The sequence below is a fragment of the Corallococcus sp. AB032C genome, assembly GCF_003668935.1.
Lineage (GTDB): Bacteria > Myxococcota > Myxococcia > Myxococcales > Myxococcaceae > Corallococcus > Corallococcus exiguus.
Genome location: NZ_RAWP01000018.1, coordinates 46,763 through 70,704, shown reverse-complemented (window position 1 = coordinate 70,704; position 23,942 = coordinate 46,763). Strand labels below are relative to the sequence as shown.

Sequence of the window (23,942 nt, the reverse complement as noted above, 5' to 3'; positions counted from 1 at the left end):
GTGACCCCGACAGGAATCGAACCTGTGGCCTGCGGTTTAGGAAACCGCCGCTCTATCCAACTGAGCTACGGGGTCGGAAGGTGGCCGGCGTTATAGCAGGGGACGGGGGTCGCGCAACGGGTCTGACGCTAGGCCGGGCCCACTCTGTCCACCGCCTCCCCGGACGGGTACGAGGCCGGCGGGCGTTCAGCCCCACTCTGGGCCCGTCCAGGCCAGCCGCTGAAGCCTGCTCCCAAGCTGTCTGCCTTTGACGGATACGCCTGCCCGCCACGGGACAGGGCGGACACGTCAAGTGTGATCCGCGTCCGCCCGCTTCCGAGCCTCGCCCGGAAGTCGGCGCCTTGAGTTCAGGCGCGGAATCATCAACATTGGCGGTTCACGCGTGCTTCCGGGCTTGCCCGGGAGCCTGCCTGCTCACACTGGCAGCCACATCCCCCCGCGCCGGTCCCCTCAGGTCCCGGCGGACGCCCTCGCGAGACCACCATGCTCGACCGCCCGATGTACCTGAAGCCCGATGTCGCCATCGAGCCGTTGTTCAACCAGTGGTACGTCTGGTGGTACCTCATCTCGCCCGCCACGGCGCCGCTGTTCGTCTCCCGCCTGCACCTGAAGCTGATGCAGTCGTTCGTCGCGAACCCGGACGTGCACGTGGCCGCGCTGCAGAACCCGGCGCTGATGGGCGGTCCCTTCATCAACCACCCCGTGTCGCGCGTGAACGAGGTGAAGGCGCTGCTCGACCGCACCACCCGCGAGCAGGCGGACATGCTGGCCTACACCAAGGCCGTGTCGGACCTGGAGCAGCTCTTGGCCAGCTCCAAGGGCGAGTCCCTGGAGCCGCTCTACGCCAAGGTGCCGGACATGCTCCGCGGCTTCGTGGAGCTGCACTACGACCTGGCCCACCGCGCCAACGCCCGCATCATGGAGCCCCTGCTCTACCGCAGCAGCCTCTACAAGGAATCCGCGCAGAGCATCTCGCTGATGCGCGTGGCCGGTGACGCGCGCAAGTACGTCTTCAGCACCCCGCGCCTGGAGGGCGATTCGCCCCTGTGGCTCCAGGTGCCCTACAAGCACGAAGGCATCGACGCCCTCTTCCGCATGCGCCACACGCCGGGCAGCCCCGGGCAGGTGGCGGAGATGCTGGGCGTGCCGTCCACCGCCTCGGAGGCCTTCGCGGACCTCTTCACGGAGACCGCCCCTCGCAAGCCCGAGCCGTACACCGGCCCCGGCGTGCGCGTGCGCTACTTCGGCCACGCGTGCGTGCTGATGGAGACGCGCGAGGTGTCCGTCCTCACCGACCCCGTCATCAGCTACGAGTTCCCCACGGACCAGCGGCGCTTCACCCACGCGGACCTGCCGGAGAAGATCGACTACGTCCTCATCACCCACGGCCACGCGGACCACCTGATGATGGAGACGCTGCTGCAGCTGCGTCACCGCATCGGCACCATCGTCGTGCCGCGCTCGAACGCGTACTCGCTGGCGGACCCCTCGCTGCGCCTGGTGCTGGAGCAGACGGGCTTCAAGAACGTCATCGAGATCGACGACCTGCAGGAGATCAAGATCCCCGGCGGGTCGCTGATGGGCATCCCCTTCATCGGCGAGCACAGCGACCTGGCGGTGCAGGCGAAGACGGCGCACCTGGTGCGGCTGGCCGGCCGCTCCATGCTGATGGCCGCGGACTCCAACGCGCTGGAGCCGCGCATGTACCAGCACCTGTCGAAGCTGGTGGGCCCGCTGGACGCGCTCTACCTGGGCATGGAGTGCGAAGGCGGCCCGATGAGCTGGATGTACGGCCCGCTGCTCAGCCAGCCCCTGCCTCGCAAGATGGATCAGTCGCGGCGGCTCAACGGCTCCGACAGCGCCCGCGCCACGGAGATCCTCAATCACCTCAATCCGAAAGAGGTCTTCATCTACGCCATGGGCCAGGAGCCCTGGCTGCGCCACGTGATGGTGCTCCAGTACGACGAGACCGCGCCCCAGATGATCGAATCCAACAAGTTCATCGAGGTCTGCAAGGGCCGCAACATCCCCGCCGCCCGGCCCTTCCTGAGCATGGAGCAGATCCTGGAGTAACCCAGGACGTGACACGGCCCGGCGGATGACGCCGGGCCCTCAGGGCGCGTGCGAACCGTCGCGTCGGGACCAGGAGAACAGCAGCACCGCGCACAGGCCCAGCACCGCCGAGGCCAGCGTGAAGCCGAGTGCGACGCCCGTGTTCACCTCCAGCACGCTGCGCCCTGGGATCCTTGGGTCGTAGTGCACGGGCACCGTGGCGCCCACCGGGTAGCGCGCCAGATACTGCGTCAGCTCCGGGCTCGGCTGGGGGTTCCAGAGCCGGTACTCCCTCGGAGGCGAATTGGACAGGTCCTCGCCGACATACGACCGGCCCTTGATCTCGTAGGCGTAGCGCGGCTTCACGCTCCAGTAGTCGCGGGATTTCCCGACCCCGGGCTCCACCGAGATCGCGAGCATGCGCCCCGGCACCGTCGGCCGGGCCAGCAGTGCCTGCTCCGTGCCATGAAGGCTCCAGGCAAGGTACCCAAACATCAGGCTGAAACCTGTTGTGCTCATCACGAGTGCTTGCAGGTTGGCGCGCAGCCACATGGCCAGGAGACGTTTACTCCACGATGAAGACCTCTGTCCTCACCCGGTCCGCGGCACTCGTCCTCCTCGCCTGCGCGCTCATGGGCGCGGACTGTGGCGGAGAGCCACCGGATCCCGACGTCGTGGATCCGGTGGGCGACGCCGAGTGCTCGAAATACCAGTCGAGCAGCTACGCAAAGGCCTCCGGACGCTTCGGGGTCACGGTGGACGGGCGCGAGGTGCGCACGTGGCGGCTGGCCGTCTCGGATGTGCCGCACGCGGGCGGCGTCCATGACGTCTGGTTCTCCGCATGCGTGCTGGCGGGCGGCGGCGTGGAGACGTGGCGCTACTCCTCCATCGCCTTCCTCCCGGGGCCCGTGAGCGGCACGCCCCTCAAGCTCCCGGTGCCCCGAGGCGAGGCCCCCGGCTTCTATGGCGCGGCCCTGGATGTGCTGGGCAACCGCGAGCACCACTTCCTCATCCAGGGCGGTGGCGAGCTGGAGGTGCTGGAGTACGACCCCGTCGCCCGCCACTTCGCCGCGCGCGGCGAGGTCTTCACGGAACAGGGGAGCACCCTTTCGCTCTCCTGGGACGTGACCTGGTGAGGAAGGCCTGAGCGCGCGGGTCAGTGCTTGCGGCGCTGGAGCCTGCGCAGGCCCGCGAGCAGCGCTTCGCCGTCCGGCGTGCCCAGGCCCGTGCACGCGTTCCACAACGTCGCGTCGCTGGCGAAGTACGCGCCGTTGCCTCCGTGGGTGATGCGCCGGATGACAGGCTGTCCCTCGGTGACGAGCGCGTACAGCCGGGGGTGGAGGAAGCCCACGCGCTCACCCAGCGCCTCGTTGAGGCGGACGATGAGCGCGGCCCACATGGGCGCCGCGGCGCTCGTGCCCGCGGCCACGCCCTGCTGGCCCTTGAAGACGATTTGATAACCGGTGTGCAGGTCCGCGTTCGCCGCGACGTCCGGCACGCCTCGGCCGGTGCTGCGGGAGACCTCGAACACGCCGTTCTTCCACGACGACTTCACGAGGTCCGGCACGCCCATGCCCTGCTGGTACAGCGGCAGCGCGTTCATGGTGCTGACGCCGCCGCTGCTCGCGCCCGCGGCCGTGGCGCTGGGGCCCATGGACATCGCCTCGCCCAGGCGGTTCCACACGCGCTCGTGGTGGAGGACGTCGCCCACCGCCTCCAGCGTTGTGCCGCCGCAGCCCAGCACCAGCGCGCTCGCCGCGGGGTAGCTCGTCGCCGCCAGGGTGATGGCGCCCGTGGGTGAGCGGGCATTCACCGGCACCTGCGAGCCCAGGTCTCCGGACGCGGCGCACACGGTGATGCCCAGGAGCGCCGCCTCGATGAAGAGCCGCTCGAAGGCCAGCTCCTCGCCCTGCTGGATGAGCGACCCTTCGTAGAAGGACCAGCTGGTGGTCAGCACCGACGGCCGGTTCTCCCGGTCGCTGATGGCCTCCGCGAGGACGCGGTGGTAGTCGCGCAGCGAGTAGTCCTTCGACCCCGCGTTGTAGACGACGACGCGCGCGGCCGGACACACCGAGGTCACCAACTCCACGTCCATGGTGACCTCCGAGTTGGAGGCGGTGTTGAGGAGCCCCGCCTTGTTAGGCCCCACGTTCACCACCGGCGCCGTGCGCTCCACCCCCACGGACTTCAGGTACGCATCCAGGTCCGACTGTTTGTAGCCGCCCGCCAGTTCGATGATGCCCACGCACTGGCCTTCCCCCTGGTTGCGGGGGTAGCGGTAGAGGCTGGCCACATGGGGCGCCGTGTACGTGCGCAGCCCAGCCTGCTTCGCCATCTCCGCGGGGATGGGCAGCGCTGCCGCGTTGTGGGTGACGAGCGGCCGCGTGTCCAGGCCCAGGACCCACTCCGCCACGCCTTGCAACGCGCGCGGCAGGTGCACCGGCTTCGTGTGGGTCAGGTAGGAGGTCTTCCCGTGGGTGTAGCGCCGCAGGTCCACCTCGAAGGCCTTGCGAATCGCGGCCGTGGACCCCTGGAGCACGACGTAGCTCCGGTCGCGCCGCTCGGAGGTGATGGTGAGGCCATGGCTCTTCGCGAAGCGCCGCACGGCGGCCAGGTGCTTCGGGTTCGTGCCGTACTTCGCCTCGAACTCATCGTGGGTGAGCGGGCGGCGCGGCGGGTTCGCGCACAGCGCTTCCACCGTGGGCAGCGGCGCCCCGTGACGCAGCAGCAGCGTGACCTCCACCGTGCCGGTGGCCGAGCGGCTCCGGAGCGGGGGGTGGAGGGACGCCGGGGAAACACGCGCGCTCTGCGTCAATGGGATGCGGGCCATGCGCGGCGTTCTACCACGCGGAGTCCAGGCCCCCGGAAGGCCGGGCCAGGTCGTATCCACGAGCGCGGGCCCCGGATAGGCTCGCCCGCCTGCCCATGGACCGAGTCCTCCGCATCAAGCCCCACCTGCGCGCCGAGGTGCTCGACACGCGGCGCGTGTTCCTCGTCGGGGAGCGCGCCCAGTTCCTGCTGGAGGGGGAGCTGCACGCGAGCATCGTGCCCCTGCTGGACGGCGAGCGCACCGTGGAGAACGTCATCGCCGCGCTGGCGGGACGGGCCTCCGCGCCGGAGGTGCTCTACGCGCTGTCGCTCCTGGAGGAGCGCGGACACGTGGAGGAGGCACACGACGTCTTCGACGCCAGCGTCGCCGGCTTCTGGGAGTCGCTGGGCGTGGGCGCGGCCACCGCGGCCGGGCGGCTGTTGGACGTGTCCGTCTCCGTGCATGCGGTGGACGGCGAGGATGGCGAGGGGCTGGAGGAGGCGCTGCGCGACACCGGCCTGGACGTGCGCGAGGACGCCGAGCGCCGCGTGCTGTTGGTGGACGACTACCTGTCGACCGAAGCGCTCACGCTGGCCCGGGAGGCCCGGAGCGCGGGCGCCGCGTTCCTCCCGCTGAAGGTGTCCGGCACCGCGTGCCATGCGGGCCCGGTGGTCGGCACCGGCGAGCGCGCCTGCTGGACATGCCTCACGGCGCGGCTGTTGGACAACCGCCCCATCGAGAAGTACCTCGCGCGCAAGGGCCCCCCGCCGCGCGCCATCCGCCCACCGCGCACGGGCCTGCCCACCACCGCGAAGGCGGGGCTGTCCTTCGCGGCGACGCTCGTGGCCCGGTGGGTGGTGGACGGACCTGGAGGCCCGGGACAGACGCGGCTGTGGACGCTGGACTTCGCCACCTGGCAGCTGGAATCGCACGCGGTGGCGAGGCGTCCGCAGTGCCCGGATTGCGGCGACCCCCACTGGATGGAGGCGCGTGCGAAGAAGCCCCTGGAACTGGCCTCGCGCTCCAAGCGCTTCACCGACGACGGCGGCCACCGCATCCTCACGCCCGAGCAGACATGGGAGCGCCACCGCCACCTCATCAGCCCGGTGACGGGCGTGGTGAGCGACCTGCGCGCGGTCCCGGGCGACGCACCGCTGGGCCACATCCAGTCCGCCGTCTTCCGCGTGTGCCCATGGACGGACGCGCCGGCCTCCGACGACTTCCACCGCGTGGCCAGCGGCAAGGGCCGCACGGAGGCCCAGGCCCGCGCGGGCGCGCTGTGTGAAGCATTGGAGCGCTACAGCGCGGTGTTCCAGGGCGACGAACCCCGCGTCCACTCCACGGCGTCCCAGCTGGGTGCGCAGGCCGTGCACCCGGACGCGCTCCAGCACTTCAGCGCCGCGCAGTTCCAGTCCCGGCCCGAAAGCGCGAGCCGCGACATGCGCACCGCGGTGCCCAATCCGTACGCGGATCAGCCCATGGACTGGAGCCCCGCGTATTCACTCACGCACGGGGTCCACAAGTACGTGCCCACGTCGTTCGCGTACCTCTTCGCGCCCACGCCCCCGCTCGGAGACGGGCCGTTCTGCTTCTTCAACTCCAACGGGAACGCGGCGGGCAACTGCGTGGAGGAGGCCATCCTCCAGGGCTTCCTGGAGCTGGTGGAGCGCGATGCGGTGGCGCTCTGGTGGTACAACCGCCTGCGCCGTCCACGCGTGGACCTGAGCTCCTTCGACGAGCCGTGGTTCGCGTCCGTGAGCGAGCACTACCAGTCGCTCGGCCTCCAGTTGTCGGTGTTGGACCTCACGCACGACCTGGGCATCCCGGTGTTCGCCGCGCTCGTGTGGTCGCCGGAGCGGGGCCGGGCCTGGGCCGGGTGCGGCTGCCACTTCGACGCGAAGCTCGCCGTGCAGCGCGCGCTCACGGAGGTGGCCCAGTGCTACGACCCGAAGGACCTGTCGCCGTCCCCCTGGGACGCCAGCGCGCACGGCGACGTCAGCTGGCTCTTTCCCAACGACCTGGTCCCCGCGCGCGTCCGCGCCGATTTCCCGCGCGTGTGGCATGACGACCTGCGGGACGACGTGCGCGAGTGCGTGGCCCGGGCCGCGAGCGTGGGACTGGAGACGCTGGTGGTGGAGCAATCACGGCCCGACGTGGGCGTATCCGCCGTGAAGGTCATCGTCCCGGGGCTGCGCCACTTCTGGCCGAGGCTCGGCACCGGACGGCTGTATGACGTCCCCGTGAGGATGGGGTGGCTGAAGGCCCCGAAGACCGAAGCGCAGCTCAACCCCGTGCCCTTCTACTTCTGAGCGATGGCGCCTCCTCCTGAACCCAAGCCTCGCATCCTGCTCGTCCAGTGTGGCCCCGACCGGCGCCACGTGGACCGGGAGACGGAGGACTTCGACCCCGAGCGCGGCCTGGTGAAGCGCGCGACGATGACGCCGCTGGCCTGCGCGACGCTCGCGGCGCTCACGCCGGACAGCTTCACCGTCGACATCTGGGACGAGGAGCTGCACGGCCAACTGCGCGCGGACACGGAGCTGCCTGACTACGACATCGTCGGAGTGTCGGTGATGTACTCCGCCCTCACCTACCAGGCGCGCTTCCTGGGCGGGCACTTCCGCGACCTGGGCGCCACCGTGGTCGCGGGCGGCCCCGCCATCTCCGCCGCGCCGGAGGACTACCGGGGCTTCTTCGATGCCCTCTTCGTCAACGAGGCGGAGCGCACCTGGCCGCGCTTCCTCGCGGACTGGCTCGGGGGCGAGTACGCGCCCGAGTACCGGCAGCTCGACAAGCCCTCGCTGAACGAAAGCCCCCTGCCCCGCTGGGACGCCATCGCGGCGGACCTCCCGCGCTACGCGTGGGGCTCCGTGCAGACCACGCGCGGCTGTCCGTTCGACTGCTCGTTCTGCGACGTCATCTACCTGTACGGCCGCAAGCAGCGGCACAAGCCGGTGGACCGAGTGCTGGACGAGGTGCGCGCCCACGCGGCGCTCGGAGCCGAAGGCGTCTTCTTCGCGGACGACGAGTTCATCGGCGACGCGGCGTACGCGAAGGAGGTGCTCGCGGGGCTCGTGCCGCTCAACCGCGCCCTGCCCCGTCCGCTGCGCTTCTTCACCCAGGTGACGATGAACCTGAGCCGCGACGCCGCGCTGCTGGAAGGCATGGCGGACGCGAACTTCTACACCATCGTCCTGGGCATCGAGTCCTTCGACACCGGCGCGCTCAAGGAAGCGCAGAAGCACCAGAACGTGCGCGCGGACCTCGTGGGCGACCTCTTGCACATCCAGGCGCATGGCATCGGGCCCCGGGGCAGCTTCATCGTCGGGTTCGACCATGACACGCCCGCGGTCTTCGACTCGCTGCACGCGAACATCCAGCGCACGCACCTGCCCTGGGTGGTGGTGGCGCCGCTCCAGGCCCCGCGAGGCACGAAGCTGTGGACGCGGCTGCGCGCGGAAGGCCGGCTCGCCACGCCCCGCAAAGCGCACGCGAAGGACCGGGGCGCCATCGTGCTCAACGTGATGCCCCTGGGCATGACGCGGCCCCAGTTGCTCGAAGGTTTCCGCGACCTGGTGGAGCGGCTGTCCACCTGGGACGCCGCCTGCGAGCGCATCCGGGGCTTCATCGCTGGCATCCAGCGCCCGCCCCAGGTGGAGGAGCCCCACTGGCCTGAGGCCATCACCGACCGCTTCCTGCGCGAGGCCACCGCTGCCTGGGCCCTGACGCCGACCGAGCGGCTCGCCCTGGGGGACACGCTCGCCCAGGTGCGCCGCACCGCCCCGACGATGCTGCCGCGCGCGGTGTTCTTCCTCGCGCGCAACCAGAACGAGCGCCGCCGCCATGAGCGACTCTTCACGGACTTCGACGCGGTGCTGGCCGCCGAGCGCCAGGGCGACCTCGTCCCGGACACGCAGCCCGTCTACGTCCCGCCCGGCTTCGCCACCGCGATGCGCGACGTGTTCCCGGATCTCTTCGTGCGCCTGAGCCGCGACCTGCCGGACCGCCGCGACGTGCCGGAGGCTTCACGCGACGTGCTGGTGGACTTCGTCGCCCGCTGGGGCGAAGGCTTCCAGGCGCTCCAGCCGCAGCACCACGAATTCCTTCGCGAGCTGTGCGACCGGCAGGTGGCCGCGCGCGGTGGCCATCCAGGTACGCTGGAGGCCTCGGAGGAGCAGGCCCTGCGCACCCAGGCCCGCCGCACCGGCCTGCTGGAAGCACTGCTCAAGGACGTGCGCGACGAGCTCGCGAGCTGGGGACCCTGACGGATGCGCGACGGCCTTCACATCTTCGACGCGGACAGGCACGTCCTGGAGCCGCTGAGCCTGTGGGCGGAGCAGCTGGAGCCCGGCCTGCGCCGGCACGCACCCCGCCTGGGACGCCTTCCGGAGGAAACGCTGGAGGAGCGCCTGGCGCGGCTGGGCCCCCAGGGTCTGCTGCCCGTGCTGCCCCTGCCAGAAGTGGACGGCAAGCCGCTGTGGAACCACATGCCGGAGAAGGCCTGGCTGGAGTTCTCCGCACGCTCCTACGCGCAGCTGGGGCGCAATGAACTGCTGCAGCGGCCAGACGTGTACCTGGCCCAGATGGATCGCGACGGCGTGGACATGGCGGCCCTCTTCCCCACCTATGCGTTGCTCCTGGAGGGCTTCTCCCCCCTCGAGCCCCGCGTCGCAACCGCGTTCGCGTCCGTCTACAACACCTGGCTGCATGGCTTCTGCGCACACCAGCCGGAGCGCCTGCGCGGCGTGGGGCTCATCAGCCGGCACCAGCCGGAGGCCATGGTCGCGGAGGTCCGCCGCGTCGCGGGCTTCGGCTGGCGCGCCGTGATGGTGCGCCCCAATCCCATCGGCGGCCGGCTCCTGTCAGACGCCGCCTATGAGCCCTTCTGGTCCGAGTGCGAGAAGCGCTCACTCGCGGTGGTCCTCCACGGCAGCGGCCACGTCTACGTGCCGTCCGCGGGCGCGGACCGCTTCGACACCCGCTTCGCCAACCACGTCTGCGCCCACCCCATGGAGCTGATGATGGGGCTGCTCGCGCTCCTCCAGGGGGGCGTGCTGGAGCGGCACCCGGCCCTGCGCATTGGCGCCATGGAGGCCGGCTGCGGCTGGCTGCCGTACTGGGCGTGGCGTTTGGATGAGGAATATCGCGCTGTGGGTGCAGAGGTCTCCGCCACCATCCGACAGCTCCCTTCAACCTACCTGCGCCAGCACTGCTTCGTTTCCATGGAACCGGACGAGCCGTACTTGTCCGACATGGTGCGCCACCTCCCGGAGGACCGATTGGTTTTCGGAAGCGACTTCCCGCATCTCGACCACGGCGAGGATGTACTGGGTGCGATGCTGTCCTTGCGTGACGTGATGACCGAAAGTCGTCTACGAAAGGTTCTCTGGGAAAACCCGACTCGGTTCTACGGTGTGGAACCGTGAGGCATCACGAATGAGATTGTCGCTCGCCGAAGGTGTGGCGCTGCGTTGCCCCGACGCGGAGGACGCGCGCGTGGAGGGCCCTGGCCGCTCACTGCGATTGGGCCCGCTGGCCCCCGGTGTGCGCGCCGTCTTCGAGTCGCTCGCGGACGGAGGCATCCACGAGACGGAGGTGCCGGCCGCCGCGGGCTCGGACACGACGCTCGCGTGGTACTGGCTGGACCTGGCGGGAGACGGCGGCCTGCTGTCGTGGACGGTGGAGGAGCGCGGCAACCTGCTCCTGACGCTCACACCCGCATCCGCGTCGTTCCTGCGCCACCGCGCGACGTTCGACGCGGCCCAACCGCTGCAGCTGTCACGCTTCGCGCACACGCGCATGGCGGAGGGCCGCGCGGTGCTGGACTGCCCCACGGTGCACGCCACCGCGGCGCTGCATGACCGGCGCGTGGTGTCGCTGCTCTTCGACATGGCCCGCCCCACGCTGCTGGCGCGGCTGAACCAGTTCAACACCGGCATCGAGTCCTTCACGCTGCGCGAGCTGGTGCGCCTGCTGGCCGAGACAGGCATCCTGGTCCCCAACGGACTGGACGTGCCGGCGTCGGAGGAGACGCAGACGGCGCTCAAGCAGTGGGAGCCGCACGACCTGCTCTTCCACCTGCGCTCACGCGGCTGGGGCCACCAGACGCGCGCGGGAGCCACCTACCGCTTCCGGGGCGAGCTGCCCAACCCGCCCGCCCTCAAGCCCACCGTGACCGAGGAGGTCGTGGAGCTGTACCGGCCGGACCTGGAGGCGCTGCGTGCTGGCGGCGACCGCTCCTTCACGGAGGTGCTGGAGGACCGCCGCAGCCTGCGAGGCCGGGGCGCCTCGCCGCTCACCGTGAAGCAGCTGGGCGAACTGCTCTACCGCGCCGCGCGCGTGCGCGACGTGCGGACCACGCAGGACGGAGAAATCACCGACCGGCCCTACCCCGGCGCGGGCGCGGCGTACGCACTGGAGCTCTACCCCATGGTGGGCGAGTGCCAGGGCCTGGCCCCGGGCGCCTACCACTACGACCCGCTGGGCCACCGGCTGGAGAAGCTGAGCGGCCCCACGCCGGAGTTCCACGCGCTGCTGGACGAAGCCCGCGCGCCGGTGGAGCCCTTCGATCGGCCAGAGGTGTTGATGGTGGTGGCCGCGCGCGTGCCCCGGCTCGCGTGGAAGTACGAGACGCTGGCGTACTCGCTGGTGCTGCAGGACACGGGAGCGCTGGTGCAGACGCTCTACCTGGTGTCCACCGCGCTGGGACTGCGGCCCTACGCGCTGGGCCGGAGCGATCCGGACTTCTTCCAGCGCGTGGCGGGCGTGGACGGCTTCGGCGAAGCCAGCGTGGGCGCCTTCGCGGTGTCGGGAGGCGATGCTCCGGACCGCTGAGCGCCCCGCGCGCCGTTCAGCAGCAGGGGCTGCCGCAGCAGTGCGAGCGGCCGTAGGTGTCGGTGAGGCTGGAGAGCGCCACGGCGTGGTCCGCCACGTCCGCCGGCTTCTTCGGCAGGTGCAGCTCCACCTCCGCGTTGTTCACCTTCCAGGTGCCGTCCGTCACCGCGTCCTTCGCGGTGGAGGGGACGACCTTCAGGTGGATGCTGGCGGGCAGGTCGAAGTCGAAGCGCTTCTTGAGGGCCTGGCGCGGATCCTTCTGGAGGGCCGCCTCGAACTCGGGCTCCTTCCACGCCAGCGCGACGGCGCGCATCCACACGGCCTGCCAGTCATTCACCGAGGCCTTGGACTCCGGACCCCGCGTGGGCTTGCGCGCCACCGGACGGGCCCGTGCGGGCGCGGCCTTCGACTCCGGCTTCTTCTTGCTCATGTCAGCCTTCTCCTCCCAGCGCATCCAACAGCACGCGGGCCTCCGAGACGGGCGGGGTTCCCCATCCTTCGGAGAAGGTACTGTAGACCGTTTGCAGGCGTTGCCGGGCTTCTTCCTGTCGCCCGGATGCCTGGAGCACCCGTGCCAGAGCGGTGACGGCCTGCAGCTCCCGCATCCGCGCGCCCTGTGCGTGTGACACCTCCGCCGCCTGCCGGAAGCACGTCTCCGCGGAGAGTGCAGTGTTTCCATCCCGCTGCAGCAGCACCCGCCCTTTGACGTGAAGCATCTTGGACTCGTGGTACGCCTCGCCCAGGGCCTGCGCGCGCTGCCGTCCGCGCTCCACGGAGGCGAGCGCCGCCTCCACGTGGCCCAGCTCCAGCTCCAGCTCCGCGAGCATGGCGTAGTACGCCGGCTGATCCATCTCCGTACCGAACGCCTCGCGAAGCGCGATGCTGCGCCGCATCGCCTCCAGGTCCTTCATGGCCCATGCGCGCAGGATGCCCACGTAGACGGACTGCTCCAGCAGGCCGTAGCGGTGGGACAGCTCCGTGTGCTGGGAGATGAGCTGGAGCGCCTCCGTCCGGTCCCCGTGCTCCTGGGCAATCAGCAGCAGGTAGATGAACGACAGGCCGATGCTGGTGCCGTGGTTCAGCTCGCGGCCCCAAGCCACCGCGGCCTCGCCGTGCGCCTTCGCCTGATCCGGGAAGCCCAGCAGCCACTTCCCCCGGCACAGCACGGACTCGCCGCCCACGCGCGTGTCCTGTCCGTAGAGGATGCGGTGCATCCGGTGCGCGACCGGGTCGAACAGCGCCAGGCACCGGTCCGCCTTCGCCTTCGCCTCGCCCAGGCGGCCTTCCAGCAACTCGATGTTGGAGAGGATGGTGAGCGCCACCGCCTCCTGACCCGCGTCTCCGGTGCGCTGCGCGAGCGCGACCAACCGGTCCAACAATCCGCGCACCCGGCGCTGGTCACCTCCCAGGTGGTAGAAGATGGAGAGGACCCACAGCGTCGGTGCCGTGTAGGGGCTCTCCCCCACCGTGAAGAGCAGCTCCAGCGAGCGCTCGGCCACGTTGCGCAGCTCCTGTGAGCGCCAGCCCTGCGTGGACATCAACGCCGGCGCGAGCACGCCGTTGAGGCTCAGCTCCAGCTGCGCGCGCTCCACCGGGTCGTCGATGGCGTCCAGCCACGACAGGCCCAGCCGGGCGAAGAGGATGGCCTCCAGGTAGGCGGAGCGCACCAGCGCGGCGAACGCGGCCTTCTGCGCGTAGATGATGGCCTTGCGCTTCAGGTTCGCGGCGGCCCAGTGGTGCGCGAGCAGATCCGGCCGCGACTCCATCTGTTCCTGGAAGTGCGCCTCCATCGCCTCCGCCGTCTTCGCATGCATCTGCTGGCGGTACCGCTTGAGCATGGAGTCGTAGGCCGCGTCCCTCACCAGCGCGTGCTTGAAGAGGTACACGGGCCCCTTCGGCCGGCGCTTGCGGTGCAGCAGCCCCGAGCCCACCAGCCGCTCCAGGTCCGCCTCCAGCGCGTCGGGCGTCAGCGGGCTCACGTGGCGCAGCAGCTCATGCGTCAGCTCACGGCCCAGCACGGAGGCGATCTGCGCGGTCTCCTTCGCACGGCCCAGCCGATCCAGGCGCGCGACGAGCAGATCGCGCAGCGTGCCCGGCACCGCGGGGCCCGCCTTGCTCGCCTCCAGCGCGAAGCGGCCCTCGCGCTCCACCAGCGCGCCGGACTCGCGCAGCGTGCGCACCAGCTCCTCCACGAACAGCGGGATGCCGTCCGTGCGCGTGGCGATCTCCTCCAGCGCCTCCGGCGAGAGCGGGCCTCCCGCGGCGGCGGTGGCCAGCCGCTCCACCTCCCCGCGAGCCAGCGCGCCCAGCTGCACCTGCGTCACCGCCGACGCGGCCCAGGGCGGCTCCAGCTCCGGCCGCGCGCTGAACACGGCGAGCAGGCGCGACGAGGACACCTCCTCCACCAGCGCCTTGAGCAGCTCCAGCGTGGACGGGTCCGCCCAGTGCAGGTCCTCCAGCGCCAGCACCACGGGCTGCCGCTCCGCCATCGCGGCGAGGAACGCGAGCAGCGCGTTGCGCGTGAGCTCCCGGTGCTTCAAGGGCGACACGTCCAGCGGAGCCCAACGCTCCGGCGGCAGCGGCAGGGACAAGAGCGACGCGAACAGGGGAAGCGTCTCCGGCAGCTCGAAGCTGTACCCGGACAGCAGCGCCTCCAGGCCCGTCAGCCGGCCCTCCGGCGGCAGGTCGCGGTTCGGGTCCAGCATCCGCGTGAGCAGGTCCACCACGGGGGCATACGCCTGGCCGGAGCTGTCCTCCGTGCAGCGGGACTCCAGCCACGTATGGGGCTCCGCGCCCAGCCGGTCTCCCAGCTCGCGCATGAGGCGAGACTTGCCGATGCCCGGCTCACCGGTGATGAGCACCGCCTGTCCCTGCCCCGAGCGCGCCTGCTCCCAGCGCGCCAACACCAGGTCCAGCTCGCGCGAGCGGCCCACCAGCGAGAGCGCGTCGTCGGTGCCGCTCCACGTCGCGTCCGCGCCCTGGAGCACGAACGTCTCCAGGCCCGGGGGCAACAGCTCGTTCGGGGACGTGGGCGCGGGATCCAACGGGAAGTGCTTGCGCACCAACTGCTGCGTGTCACCCGTGACGAGGATGGCGCCCGAAGGCGCGGAGGTGGACAGCCGGAAGGCCAGCTTCGGCGTGGTGCCCACCACGAAGCCCAGGCCGGAGAGCGTGGGATCCCGCTGCTCGCGCGACACCACCAGGCCCGTGTGCAGGCCCACGCGGATCTCCACCCGCGTGCCGCGCTCGGCCTCGATGGCACGGCCGCGCCGCTTCACCTCCGCGACCATGTCCAGCGCCGCCTGCGCCGCTCGCCGCGCGTCGTCCTCCCGCGCCGCCGGATAGCCGAAGTAGAAGAGGACGATGTCGCCCAGCGCGCTGGCGATGTGGCCGTTGTAGCGCCGGGCGATCTCGATGCAGACCTCCTGCTGGGCGCCCAGCACGTGATCCAGCTCCTCGATGTCCACCGGCCCCGGCGTCGTCTGCGTGGCGGACAGCGTGCAGCACACCACCGTCAGCTGCCGGCGCTCACCCTCCGCCCACCGGCGCGAGCGCGTGGACATGGCGTTGGGAGTGCGGCTGGACAGCTCCACCGTCGCCGTCTCCGCGTTGGGAGCCGCGGGCTGGATGCGCACGGGCGCGGGCCGGCGCGGCAGGTTGGACACGTCCACCGCCTCCAGCTGGCGCAGCAGCACCTCCGCGGACACGGTGCGCTGGGACGGGTCCTTGGAGGTGACGCGCTGGAGCAGCTTGCCCAGCGGATGCGCGGCGATGGCCGGCGGAATGGGCACCGGCTCCGAGGAGAGCTGCTGGAAGATGACCTCCGCGACGGTGGCGCCTTCGAAGATGCGGCGGCCGGTGAGGCACTCCAGGAACACCAGCCCCCACGCGTACAGGTCCGAGCGCGGCGTGGGCGCCTGCCCGCGAAGCTGCTCCGGCGCCGCGTACGACGGCGTGCCCAGCGATTCATTGGTGGACGTGATGCGCGGCTGCGCTTCCGCGCGCGTCAGCTCGTCCGTCACCGACCCGATGCCGAAGTCCAACACCAGCGCGTTGCGACGGGCGCCGGTGGGCACGACCATGATGTTCGCGGGCTTCAGGTCGCGGTGCACCACGTTCTGCGCGTGCGCGCACGCCAGCGCGTCCAGCAACTGGAGCATCAGGTGGCGCGTCTCCACCGGATCCAACACTCCCTCCTCCGCGAGCACCTGCGCCAGGTTCTTCCCCGGCACGAACTCGAAGATGGAGTAGACGGCGCCACCCTGCGCGCGGCCCGAATCGATGAGCCGCACGATGTTCGGGTGGTGCATCTGCGCGCACAGCTTCATCTCGCGCTCGAAGCGCGCGCTGCGGCGCTCCACGGACTCCGGCGTCGCGCCGTCTGTCAGGCGCAGGAGCTTCACCGCCACGTTCTGGCCGGTGGTCACCTGGCGGGCCTTGTAGACGCGGCCGAAGCCGCCCTCGCCCAGCTCCGACAGGAGTTCGTACCGGCCCTGGAAGGCTTCCAACAGCTGGGGATCCATTGGGTTCTTCATCGCGTTCCCGAGCCTCGCTCCATTGATGACCGTCCCCCCCGCCTGGGCAGGGTGATGACGAACTCCGTGAACTCACCCGGCACCGACTCCATGCGGAACGTGCCCTGGTGGCCCTGCACGATGATGTCATGGCTGAGTGACAGCCCCAGCCCCGTCCCCTGCCCCGGTGGCTTCGTGGTGAAGAAGGGGTCGAAGATTCTTCCCGCACTCTCCGCGGGGATGCCCGGCCCGTTATCGCGCAACCGGACCTCCACCTGCTCCTGACGCGCGAGGGTGCGAACCTTGAGCACCGGCACGTACGTGGCCCCCTGCGTCTGGCGCTTCTGACGCATGGCGTAGAGCGCGTTGTCCACGACGTTGATGATGACGCGGCCCACGTCCGCGCGACTCAACTCCAGCCGTCCCACGGCCGGGTCGTACTCGGCCTCCAGGCGGACGGTCAGGGGTTCGCCGCGCATGCCGCCCTGTCCAAGCGCGATGCTCTCCGCGACCAGCGCGTTCAGCTCCACCTGCTCGCGCAGGCCGGGCGAGCGGCGCGCGTGCTGGAGCATGTTCTGGATGAGCGCGTCCGCGCGGCGGCCGTGCTCGTTGATCTTCCGCACGTTGGTGCGCAGGCACGCGAGCGCTTCGTCCACGTCGCGCACGGAGTCCTCGGGCAGCCGTTCGCGCTGCGGCTCCAGCACGCTGGCCAGATCCTCCGTGAGGCCCACGGAGAGGCCGGCGAAGTTGCTGATGAAGTTGAGCGGGTTGCGCAGCTCGTGCGCCATGCCGCCCACCAGCGCCGCGAGCGAGGCCAGCTTCGCGTCCATGATGAGCTGCATGCGCTGCACCGTCTCCTGCTCGATGCGGCGGTAGAGCCGCGCGTTCTCCAGCGCGAGCGCCGCCTGTCCCGCGAACGCGACGAGGAACTCCAGGTCGTCCTCGGAGAAGCTCTTGGGCGTGGAGACGTTGTCCACGTACAGCACGCCCAGCACCTCGTCGCGGGGCTTGAGCGGCACGCACATGGAGGCGCGGATGGAGCTGAAGATGACGGACTCCGCGGCGCCCAGGCGCGGATCATTCACCGCGTCGGAGAAGAGCGCCGCCACGCTCCGGCGCAGCACGAAGTCCACGATGTTCTGGCTGTAGATGGGCCCGCGCACGGCCGTGCCCTCGGCCGTCTTCGTCACGCGCGGCTCCAGCTTCCCGGTGCCCTCGTCCATGAGCAGGATGACGCCCCGCTCCACGTGGAGGATTTGGAACGCCAGGTCCAGCACCCTACCGGGCAGCGACTCCAGGTCGTCCGTGACGGACAAGAGCTTCGCCACCTCCTGGAGGATGCGCATCCGCTCGCGGGCGCGCGTGGCCGTGCCGGGGGCCTCCTCCGCGGACTTCTCCGAACCGGACACCGCCTTCACCAGCGTCTTCAGCGGCACGCGGGTGAGCGCGCGCGTGAGCTGGGGACGGGGTTCGTCGGGCGCGCCGGACGCCGAGCCGGGCGGGCCCGCGGGTGCGGCCGGTGGTGCTTCGTGGGTGAGCAGGAAGACGAGCTCGCCCAGCGTCAGCGTGTCGCCGGGGCGCAGCTCCTTGCGGCGGATCTGCACGCCGTTGACGAACGTGCCGTTCTTGCTCTGCAGGTCGGTGACGAAGAAGCGCCCGTCGGAGGACTCGATGCGGGCGTGCTGGCGCGACAGGCTGCGGTGGGGAATGCAGATGCCCTGGTCGTCCGCGCGGCCAATGGTGATGGGCACGTCCCCCAATGGGTAGGACAGCTCATCCGGTTGCCCAGGGTTGTAGACGAGCATCGGCACGGCCTTCAGACCCCCTCCAGGGTCGCAAGCCTAGCCGAAAAGGACGCGCGCGAACCGCCCCGTCGGATTCAGCCGGGGCGGCGGGCCCTTGCCTTAAGCGGCGCTCGCGGCCGGAGCCAAGAGCCCCCGGTCGCGCAGCGTGTCGAGGATGCGCTCCAGCCCCGCATCCACCGTCTCCGCGTCGGAGCGGACGGTGATTTCCGGGGACTCGGGCGGCTCGTACGGGTCCGACACGCCGGTGAAGTGCGGAATCTCCCCGGCCAGGGCCTTCTTGTAGAGCCCCTTCACGTCGCGGGCGATGAGCGCGTCCAGGCTGGCCTGGACGTAGCACTCCAGGAACGGGATGCCGGCCTGGGTGGCCAGGGCGCGCACCTCGTCCCGGGAGTTCTTGTACGGCGAGATGGCGGCGGTGATGACGCCCACTTCGTGCTTCGCCAGCACGCGCGCCACGTAGCCGATGCGCCGGACGTTCTCCTCGCGGTCCGCGCGGCTGAAGCCCAGGCCGCGGGAGAGGTACGTGCGCACCTCGTCCCCGTCGAGCAGCTCCACGCGCTGCACGGGCGACAGCTGCCGTGCCACCGCGCTGGACAGCGTGCTCTTGCCCGCGCCGGACATGCCAGTGAACCAGAGGATGAAGCCCGGACGCTGTTGCATCGCCATTCCCCTACCTGTCCACCGCGGGACCGTTGATCATCCCCGCGCCCACGGTGGCGTTGGTGCCCTCGTCCACGAGGATGAAGCTGCCGGTGCTGCGGTTGCGCCGGTACTCGTCGAAGAAGAGCGGCACCGTCGTGCGCAGCGTCACCCGGCCCACCTCGTTGAGCTTCAAGCCGGGGCTCTGGTCGTCGCGGTGCAGCGTGTTGACGTCCAGCCGGTAGTGCAGCTGCTTCACCATGGCGCGCGCCATGCGGGTGGTGTGCTTGATGGCCAGCCGGGACCCGGTGTTGAGCTGCGACGCGTCCGACAGCCAGCACACCATCGCGTCGATGTCCTGGCTCGCGGTGGGCGGGTTGCCCGGGCGGCACAACATGTCGCCGCGGCTGATGTCCAGCTCCTCCGCCAGCGACACGTTCACCGACATGGGAGGGAACGCCTCCGTCAGCGGCTTGCCGGCCAGCTCCAGCGACTTGATGCGCGTCGTGAAGCCGGACGGCATCACCATCACCTCGTCGCCCGGGCGCATCACGCCGCCCAACAGCTGCCCGGAGTACGCGCGGTAGTCGTGGAACTTCTTCGCGGACGCGGGCCGGATGACGCCCTGCACGGGGAAGCGCAGGTGGATGAGGTCCCGGTCGGACGCGATGTGCACGTTCTCCAGGTGGTGCAGGAGCGTGGGGCCCTGGTACCAGGGCATCTTCTCCGAGCGCGTCACCACGTTGTCCCCGCCCAGCGCGGAGATGGGGATGAACGACAGGTCGGACACGTCCAGCTTCATGGAGAACTGGCGGAACTCCTCCCGGATGCGGTCGAAGACGCCCTGGTCGTAGTCCACCAGGTCCATCTTGTTCACGCACAGCACCAGGTGCGGCACGCGCAGCAGCGACGCGATGAACGCGTGGCGGCGCGTCTGCTCCAGCACGCCCTTGCGCGCGTCCACCAGGATGAGCGCCAGGTCCGCCGTGGACGCGCCCGTCACCATGTTGCGCGTGTACTGCAGGTGTCCGGGCGTGTCCGCGATGATGAACTTGCGCTGCGCCGTGGAGAAGTAGCGGTACGCCACGTCGATGGTGATGCCCTGCTCGCGCTCGGCCTTCAGGCCGTCCAGCAGCAGCGCCAGGTTGACGTACTCGTCGCCCCGGGCGTGGCTCGTGCGCTCCACCGCGGCGAGCTGGTCCTCGAGGATGGACTTCGTGTCGTACAACAGCCGCCCGATGAGGGTGCTCTTGCCGTCGTCCACGGAGCCCGCGGTCGCGAATCTCAGCAGTTCCACTAGAAGTATCCCTCGCGCTTGCGGTCTTCCATCGCCGTCTCAGAGAACTTGTCGTCCGCGCGGCTGGCGCCACGCTCCGTCACGCGGGAGGCCGTCACCTCATCGATGACCTGCGCCACCGTGGACGCGGTGGACGGCACGCACGCGGTGCACGTCATGTCGCCCACGGTGCGGAAGCGCACCGTCTCCGTCGTCACCGTCTCGCCGGGAATCATGGACATGAAGGGCGACCAGGCCATCAGCATGCCGTCCCGGCGGAACACCTCGCGCCGGTGCGTGTAGTAGATGGACGGCAGCGCCACGTTCTCCCGGCCGATGTACTGCCAGATGTCCAGCTCGGTCCAGTTGGACAGGGGGAACACGCGCAGGTGCTCACCCCGGCGGTGGCGGCCGTTGTAGAGCGACCACAGCTCCGGCCGCTGGTTCTTCGGATCCCACTGGCCGAACTCGTCGCGGAAGGAATACACGCGCTCCTTCGCGCGGGCCTTCTCCTCGTCGCGCCGGGCGCCGCCGAAGACGGCGTTGAAGCCGTTCTTCTCGATGGCCTCCAGCAGGGGCTGCGTCTGCAGGCGGTTGCGGGACGCGCGAGGACCCTTCTCCTCCGTCAGCTTCCCCGCGTCGATGGCCTCCTGCACGGACGCGACGATGAGCCGCGCGCCCAGCTCCGCCACCCGTTCATCGCGATACTGGATGACCTCCGGGAAGTTGTGCCCCGTGTCCACGTGCATCAGCGGAAACGGCAGCGGTGCGGGCCAGAAGGCCTTCACCGCCAGGTGCAACATCACCGCGGAGTCCTTCCCACCGGAGAAGAGCAGCACCGGCCGGTCCAGCTCCGCCGCGACTTCCCGGATGATGAAGATGGACTCGGCTTCCAGCGCCTCAAGATGTGAAAGCTCGTAGCTCACGGTCAGGCAAGCTACCACAACCCTTCCCACGCCCAACCGTGGCCGTGAAGGTTTCCGCTTCCGCGAGTGTGAGACACGCCGGATGCGACATGCCGGAGGGGGCGATGAAACATGGCCGGAGGACCTGCTGGGATGGATGTTTCACGGCCCCACTCCCGGTGCGTGCCCGGGGCCCCCACGCGGTGTGCGGGAGGCGGTTTCCGTGAGGGGCGCGCATGGTATAGACGGCCGCGCCATGGCAAGCGCAACCCCTCCCGTCCTCGACCGTTGGTTCCCGTCCCGCAAGCCGCTCCCGGAGCCGCGCCTGCGCCTGTTCTGCCTGCCGTTCGCCGGCGGGAGCGCGGCCATCTACCAGTCCTGGGGCATGGCGCTGCCCACGGGCGTGGAGCTGTGCGCGGTGCAGCTGCCCGGGCGCGAGCGGCGCCTGATGGAGCCCGCGCTCAAGTCCATGCCGGAGCTGATGGACGTGCTGATGCCGGCGCTGACGCCGCTGATGGACCGGCCCTTCGCGCTGTTCGGCTACAGCATGGGGGCGCGCATCGGCCTGGAGGTGGCCCGGACGCTGAAGCGCCAGGGTGGCCCGAAGCCGCTGGGCTTCATCGCCGCGGCGGCGCCCCCGCCGTCGCACAACGACCGGGAGCCCATCCACACGCTGGATGATCCGGGCTTCATCGCGAAGCTGCGCGAGTACGACGGCACGCCGGAGGAGGTCCTCCAGCACAAGGAGCTGCTGGAGCTCATCCTCCCCACGCTGCGCGCGGACTTCGCGCTGGCCTGGTCGGAGAACGGCAAGGACACGGCCCCGCTGGACATCCCGCTGTCCGTGTACGCGGGCAAGGGTGACAAGCACGTGGGCCTGGACGTGATGGAGCACTGGCGCGCGGAGTCCACCGCCGACGTGCGCCTCCGCCACTTCGAGGGAGGCCACTTCTTCATCCGCACGCACGGGCCGCCGGTGCTGGCCGCCGTGCGCGAGGACCTGACGCGCTGGATGACCGCGGCGTAGAGTCAGGCCGTCTTGATGACCGGGGCCATGTCCCCGGCCAGCGGCACGGTGTGCTGCCAGCGCACCGTGAGCGCCCCGCTCCGGGGCCTGCGGAAGGCCAACGCCGCCTGGTGCCGGGCGGACGGCTTGTGCTGCATGAACTGCCACACGTCCGGCAGGTCGTTCATCCGCGGGTCGAAGCTGATGCGGGGCATCTGCTCCGGAACCAGGTCGAAGCCGAACTGATCCAACGGCAGGGACAGGCCCGCGCCGCGCGCCTTGATGTAGGCCTCCTTCAGGGTCCAGTACTCGAAGAAGCGCTCGCGCTGACGCTCCTTGGGCAGAGAGCGCAGGGCCTGCACCTCCGTCTTCGCGAAGTAGTGGTCGGCGATCTCCACCGTCTCGCCGGGCCGCTCCGCGTCCTCGATGTCCGCGCCCAGGTCCACGTCCCGGCCCACCGCGACCAGGGCCATGCCGTCCGTGTGGCTCAGGTTGAAGCGCAGCCACTGGCCTTCGGGGCCCACGATGGCGGGACGGCCGTACTCGTTGGGGACGAAGCGCCAGGCCTCCGGCGCGACGGGCGCGTAGCGCGACAGGGTCAGCCGCACCAGCGCGTGGGACACCAGGTACTGCCGCTGGTGCCGCTCGAAGTGGAAGCGCCGCTGCCGCTCGCGCTCGCTGGGGTCCAACAGGGCCTTGTACGCCTCCAGGAGGCGTGGGTCGTCGATGCGCTCGGGTTCGACGATCCACACGTGGACCTCGTCGGGGCGCAGGTCGAGGGGCGTGGAGGAGGGGGACACCGTCATGTCGTGCAGGCAATCAGGAACCGCCGCGCCTGTCACGGGGGCTGGTCCGGCCGCTCGGCGGACGCGTAGGCTTCACGGCCCCAAGCCCAGGGGGAGAGACACGCATGGACCTGACCACCGCGACGACGAAGCTCCAGGCGCTGCGCCGGGACATGACGGGCCACACGGACCGGAACGACGAGCGCCGCATCCTGGACCTGCTGGAGGGCGCCACCAGCGAGGAGCTGAACTTCCTCCTGTCCAACGTGGACCTGGTGCGCCTGCTGTCGGACCTGGACGACCGGCTGGTGGGACCGGATAACCACACGGCGCTCCTGGACCTGCTGTGCACGCGCCGCGCGGCGGAGCTGTCCCTGCCGGTGCGCGCGTCGCTGGCCACCGCGCTCCAGAAGGGCGCCACGCCCGCGCAGGCGGAAGCGCGGCTGCGAGACCTGTTCCTGGGACTGAAGGGCCGAGAGCTGACCGGGTTCAAGAACCTGCTGGAGGCGGGCGGCGAGTACCACGACCTGCACAAGCTGGTGTTCGACGACGTGGACGACGTGGTGGTGCGCACCGAACTGCTCGCCCACTTCCAGCGCGAGGCGGACGCCTTCCCCAGCGGTGAGAACAAGGTCCTGAGCGACATCGACGACACGTTCTTCGCCAACTGGGTGGACCAGCGCTACCCGCCGAAGACGGTGTACCCGGGCGTGCTCGCGTTCTACCAGGAGCTGGACCGGGGGCCGGGCATCATCCCGGGCCGAGCGGGCGACCTGGTCTTCGTGAGCGCCCGCCCACAGGATCCGCTGGGCCTCATCGAGAACGCGACGCTGGACTCGCTGAGCAAACGCGGCGTGCCGCTGGCGGTGATGCTCTCCGGCAGCTTCTTCTACCTCGTGGGCAACACGCGCATCGCTCAGAAGAAGTTCGAGAACTTCGAACAGTACGCGCGCCTCTTCCCCGAGTACGGCTTCGTCTTCGTGGGCGACAGCGGCCAGGGCGACGTGGAGTTTGGCGCGAGGATGCGCGAGTCCCTGCCCCAGGCAGTGCGCGCCGTGTTCATCCACGACGTGGTGGCGACTCCGCCGGAGCAGCGGGACGCCTGGCGCGCGAAGCACGTCTTCTTCTTCGACACGTACGTGGGCGCGGCGGTGGACGCGTTCCACGCGGGCGTCATCTCCCGCGACGGCGTGGACCGCATCGCCGCCGCCGCGACCGAATCAATGGCGGCCATCGCCTTCCCCTCCCCGGCCCTGCGTCAGGCGCGGGAGGCGGAGCTGGAGCACGACCTGGCCCTGTTGCGGACGCTCTGAGCCC

At 70.4% G+C, this 23,942-nt stretch carries 17 protein-coding genes and 1 tRNA gene; 8 read left to right on the top strand and 10 right to left on the bottom strand.

Annotated elements, in window-relative coordinates; all coding sequences use genetic code 11:
• Window position 1: 1 nt before the first annotated feature.
• Window positions 2-75: transfer RNA gene (locus tag D7X99_RS10780), tRNA-Arg, on the bottom strand.
• 408 nt (window positions 76-483) lie between these two features.
• Between D7X99_RS10780 and D7X99_RS10775 the strand changes: the two genes are divergently transcribed.
• Complete coding sequence (locus D7X99_RS10775) at window positions 484-2,073, top strand: MBL fold metallo-hydrolase (protein ID WP_121777690.1); 1,590 nt, start codon at window positions 484-486, stop codon at window positions 2,071-2,073.
• A gap of 39 nt (window positions 2,074-2,112) precedes the next feature.
• Here D7X99_RS10775 and D7X99_RS10770 read toward each other — a convergent pair whose 3' ends face one another.
• A complete protein-coding gene (locus D7X99_RS10770; protein WP_368667758.1) occupies window positions 2,113-2,571 on the bottom strand; it encodes a DUF3592 domain-containing protein in 459 nt (152 codons plus the stop codon).
• Between the two features lie 56 nt (window positions 2,572-2,627).
• Between D7X99_RS10770 and D7X99_RS10765 the strand changes: the two genes are divergently transcribed.
• Entirely contained in the window at window positions 2,628-3,188 is a 561-nt protein-coding gene (locus D7X99_RS10765; protein ID WP_121777688.1) for a hypothetical protein, read from the top strand.
• Between the two features lie 20 nt (window positions 3,189-3,208).
• On the opposite strand, the gene D7X99_RS10760 is transcribed toward D7X99_RS10765, so the two are convergent.
• The gene (locus tag D7X99_RS10760; protein ID WP_121777687.1) at window positions 3,209-4,882 is read right to left on the bottom strand and encodes a protease pro-enzyme activation domain-containing protein; all 1,674 of its coding nucleotides are present in this window, start codon (window positions 4,880-4,882) and stop codon (window positions 3,209-3,211) included.
• Between the two features lie 95 nt (window positions 4,883-4,977).
• Between D7X99_RS10760 and D7X99_RS10755 the strand changes: the two genes are divergently transcribed.
• The 4 genes from D7X99_RS10755 to D7X99_RS10740 are packed head-to-tail and all read left to right on the top strand — an operon-like array spanning window position 4,978 to window position 11,695.
• Window positions 4,978-7,170, top strand: a complete 2,193-nt coding sequence (locus D7X99_RS10755) for a TOMM precursor leader peptide-binding protein (protein ID WP_121777686.1) — start codon at window positions 4,978-4,980, stop codon at window positions 7,168-7,170.
• A 3-nt stretch (window positions 7,171-7,173) separates the two neighbouring features.
• Window positions 7,174-9,126 (top strand): radical SAM protein, encoded by a 1,953-nt coding sequence (locus tag D7X99_RS10750; RefSeq protein WP_121777685.1) that lies wholly within the window; start codon window positions 7,174-7,176, stop codon window positions 9,124-9,126.
• Window positions 9,127-9,129: 3 nt separating this feature from the next.
• Entirely contained in the window at window positions 9,130-10,287 is a 1,158-nt protein-coding gene (locus tag D7X99_RS10745; RefSeq protein WP_121777684.1) for an amidohydrolase family protein, read from the top strand.
• 10 nt (window positions 10,288-10,297) lie between these two features.
• A complete protein-coding gene (locus D7X99_RS10740; protein ID WP_121777683.1) occupies window positions 10,298-11,695 on the top strand; it encodes a SagB family peptide dehydrogenase in 1,398 nt (465 codons plus the stop codon).
• A 16-nt stretch (window positions 11,696-11,711) separates the two neighbouring features.
• Here D7X99_RS10740 and D7X99_RS10735 read toward each other — a convergent pair whose 3' ends face one another.
• The 6 genes from D7X99_RS10735 to cysD all read right to left on the bottom strand — a co-directional run bounded on the left by D7X99_RS10735 (window position 11,712) and on the right by cysD (window position 20,861).
• Entirely contained in the window at window positions 11,712-12,125 is a 414-nt protein-coding gene (locus D7X99_RS10735) for a BMA_0021/BMA_0022 family TOMM bacteriocin (RefSeq protein ID WP_158620662.1), read from the bottom strand.
• Between the two features lies 1 nt (window position 12,126).
• Window positions 12,127-16,218 carry a TOMM system kinase/cyclase fusion protein gene (locus D7X99_RS10730; RefSeq protein ID WP_233613283.1) on the bottom strand — a complete coding sequence of 1,364 codons (4,092 nt, stop codon included), beginning with the start codon at window positions 16,216-16,218 and terminating at the stop codon, window positions 12,127-12,129.
• Between the two features lie 8 nt (window positions 16,219-16,226).
• Window positions 16,227-18,014: an ATP-binding protein gene (locus D7X99_RS10725; protein ID WP_121777681.1), complete on the bottom strand. Its 1,788-nt coding sequence runs from the start codon at window positions 18,012-18,014 to the stop codon at window positions 16,227-16,229.
• Between the two features lie 99 nt (window positions 18,015-18,113).
• Window positions 18,114-18,674, bottom strand: coding sequence for an adenylyl-sulfate kinase (gene cysC / locus D7X99_RS10720; protein ID WP_121777680.1), 561 nt, complete (start codon window positions 18,672-18,674; stop codon window positions 18,114-18,116).
• Window positions 18,675-18,684: 10 nt separating this feature from the next.
• On the bottom strand, window positions 18,685-19,950 hold the full coding sequence (locus D7X99_RS10715) for a sulfate adenylyltransferase subunit 1 (protein ID WP_121777679.1): 1,266 nt from the start codon (window positions 19,948-19,950) through the stop codon (window positions 18,685-18,687).
• Window positions 19,950-20,861: a sulfate adenylyltransferase subunit CysD gene (cysD, locus tag D7X99_RS10710; RefSeq protein WP_167548012.1), complete on the bottom strand. Its 912-nt coding sequence runs from the start codon at window positions 20,859-20,861 to the stop codon at window positions 19,950-19,952. Before cysD ends, D7X99_RS10715 begins: the two co-directional genes overlap by 1 nt.
• A gap of 229 nt (window positions 20,862-21,090) precedes the next feature.
• On the opposite strand from cysD, the gene D7X99_RS10705 reads away from it, so the two are divergent.
• Entirely contained in the window at window positions 21,091-21,861 is a 771-nt protein-coding gene (locus tag D7X99_RS10705) for a thioesterase II family protein (RefSeq protein WP_121777678.1), read from the top strand.
• 2 nt (window positions 21,862-21,863) lie between these two features.
• Here D7X99_RS10705 and D7X99_RS10700 read toward each other — a convergent pair whose 3' ends face one another.
• The gene (locus tag D7X99_RS10700) at window positions 21,864-22,646 is read right to left on the bottom strand and encodes a 4'-phosphopantetheinyl transferase superfamily protein (protein ID WP_121777677.1); all 783 of its coding nucleotides are present in this window, start codon (window positions 22,644-22,646) and stop codon (window positions 21,864-21,866) included.
• A gap of 104 nt (window positions 22,647-22,750) precedes the next feature.
• On the opposite strand from D7X99_RS10700, the gene D7X99_RS10695 reads away from it, so the two are divergent.
• Window positions 22,751-23,938, top strand: a complete 1,188-nt coding sequence (locus D7X99_RS10695) for a phosphatase domain-containing protein (RefSeq protein ID WP_121777676.1) — start codon at window positions 22,751-22,753, stop codon at window positions 23,936-23,938.
• The last annotated feature ends 4 nt before the right edge of the window (window positions 23,939-23,942 follow it).

Bases quoted from the DNA above. Each gene is read 5' to 3' on its own strand.
- D7X99_RS10700 (WP_121777677.1), bottom strand. From the start codon at position 22,646: ATGACGGTGTCCCCCTCCTCCACGCCCCTCGACCTGCGCCCCGACGAG.
- D7X99_RS10735 (WP_158620662.1), bottom strand. From the start codon at position 12,125: ATGAGCAAGAAGAAGCCGGAGTCGAAGGCCGCGCCCGCACGGGCCCGT.
- D7X99_RS10695 (WP_121777676.1), top strand. From the start codon at position 22,751: ATGGACCTGACCACCGCGACGACGAAGCTCCAGGCGCTGCGCCGGGAC.
- D7X99_RS10750 (WP_121777685.1), top strand. From the start codon at position 7,174: ATGGCGCCTCCTCCTGAACCCAAGCCTCGCATCCTGCTCGTCCAGTGT.
- cysC (WP_121777680.1), bottom strand. From the start codon at position 18,674: ATGCAACAGCGTCCGGGCTTCATCCTCTGGTTCACTGGCATGTCCGGC.
- D7X99_RS10770 (WP_368667758.1), bottom strand. From the start codon at position 2,571: ATGAGCACAACAGGTTTCAGCCTGATGTTTGGGTACCTTGCCTGGAGC.
- D7X99_RS10705 (WP_121777678.1), top strand. From the start codon at position 21,091: ATGGCAAGCGCAACCCCTCCCGTCCTCGACCGTTGGTTCCCGTCCCGC.
- D7X99_RS10740 (WP_121777683.1), top strand. From the start codon at position 10,298: ATGAGATTGTCGCTCGCCGAAGGTGTGGCGCTGCGTTGCCCCGACGCG.
- D7X99_RS10760 (WP_121777687.1), bottom strand. From the start codon at position 4,882: ATGGCCCGCATCCCATTGACGCAGAGCGCGCGTGTTTCCCCGGCGTCC.
- D7X99_RS10775 (WP_121777690.1), top strand. From the start codon at position 484: ATGCTCGACCGCCCGATGTACCTGAAGCCCGATGTCGCCATCGAGCCG.
- D7X99_RS10755 (WP_121777686.1), top strand. From the start codon at position 4,978: ATGGACCGAGTCCTCCGCATCAAGCCCCACCTGCGCGCCGAGGTGCTC.
- D7X99_RS10765 (WP_121777688.1), top strand. From the start codon at position 2,628: ATGAAGACCTCTGTCCTCACCCGGTCCGCGGCACTCGTCCTCCTCGCC.
- D7X99_RS10745 (WP_121777684.1), top strand. From the start codon at position 9,130: ATGCGCGACGGCCTTCACATCTTCGACGCGGACAGGCACGTCCTGGAG.
- D7X99_RS10730 (WP_233613283.1), bottom strand. From the start codon at position 16,218: ATGGATCCCCAGCTGTTGGAAGCCTTCCAGGGCCGGTACGAACTCCTG.
- D7X99_RS10725 (WP_121777681.1), bottom strand. From the start codon at position 18,014: ATGCTCGTCTACAACCCTGGGCAACCGGATGAGCTGTCCTACCCATTG.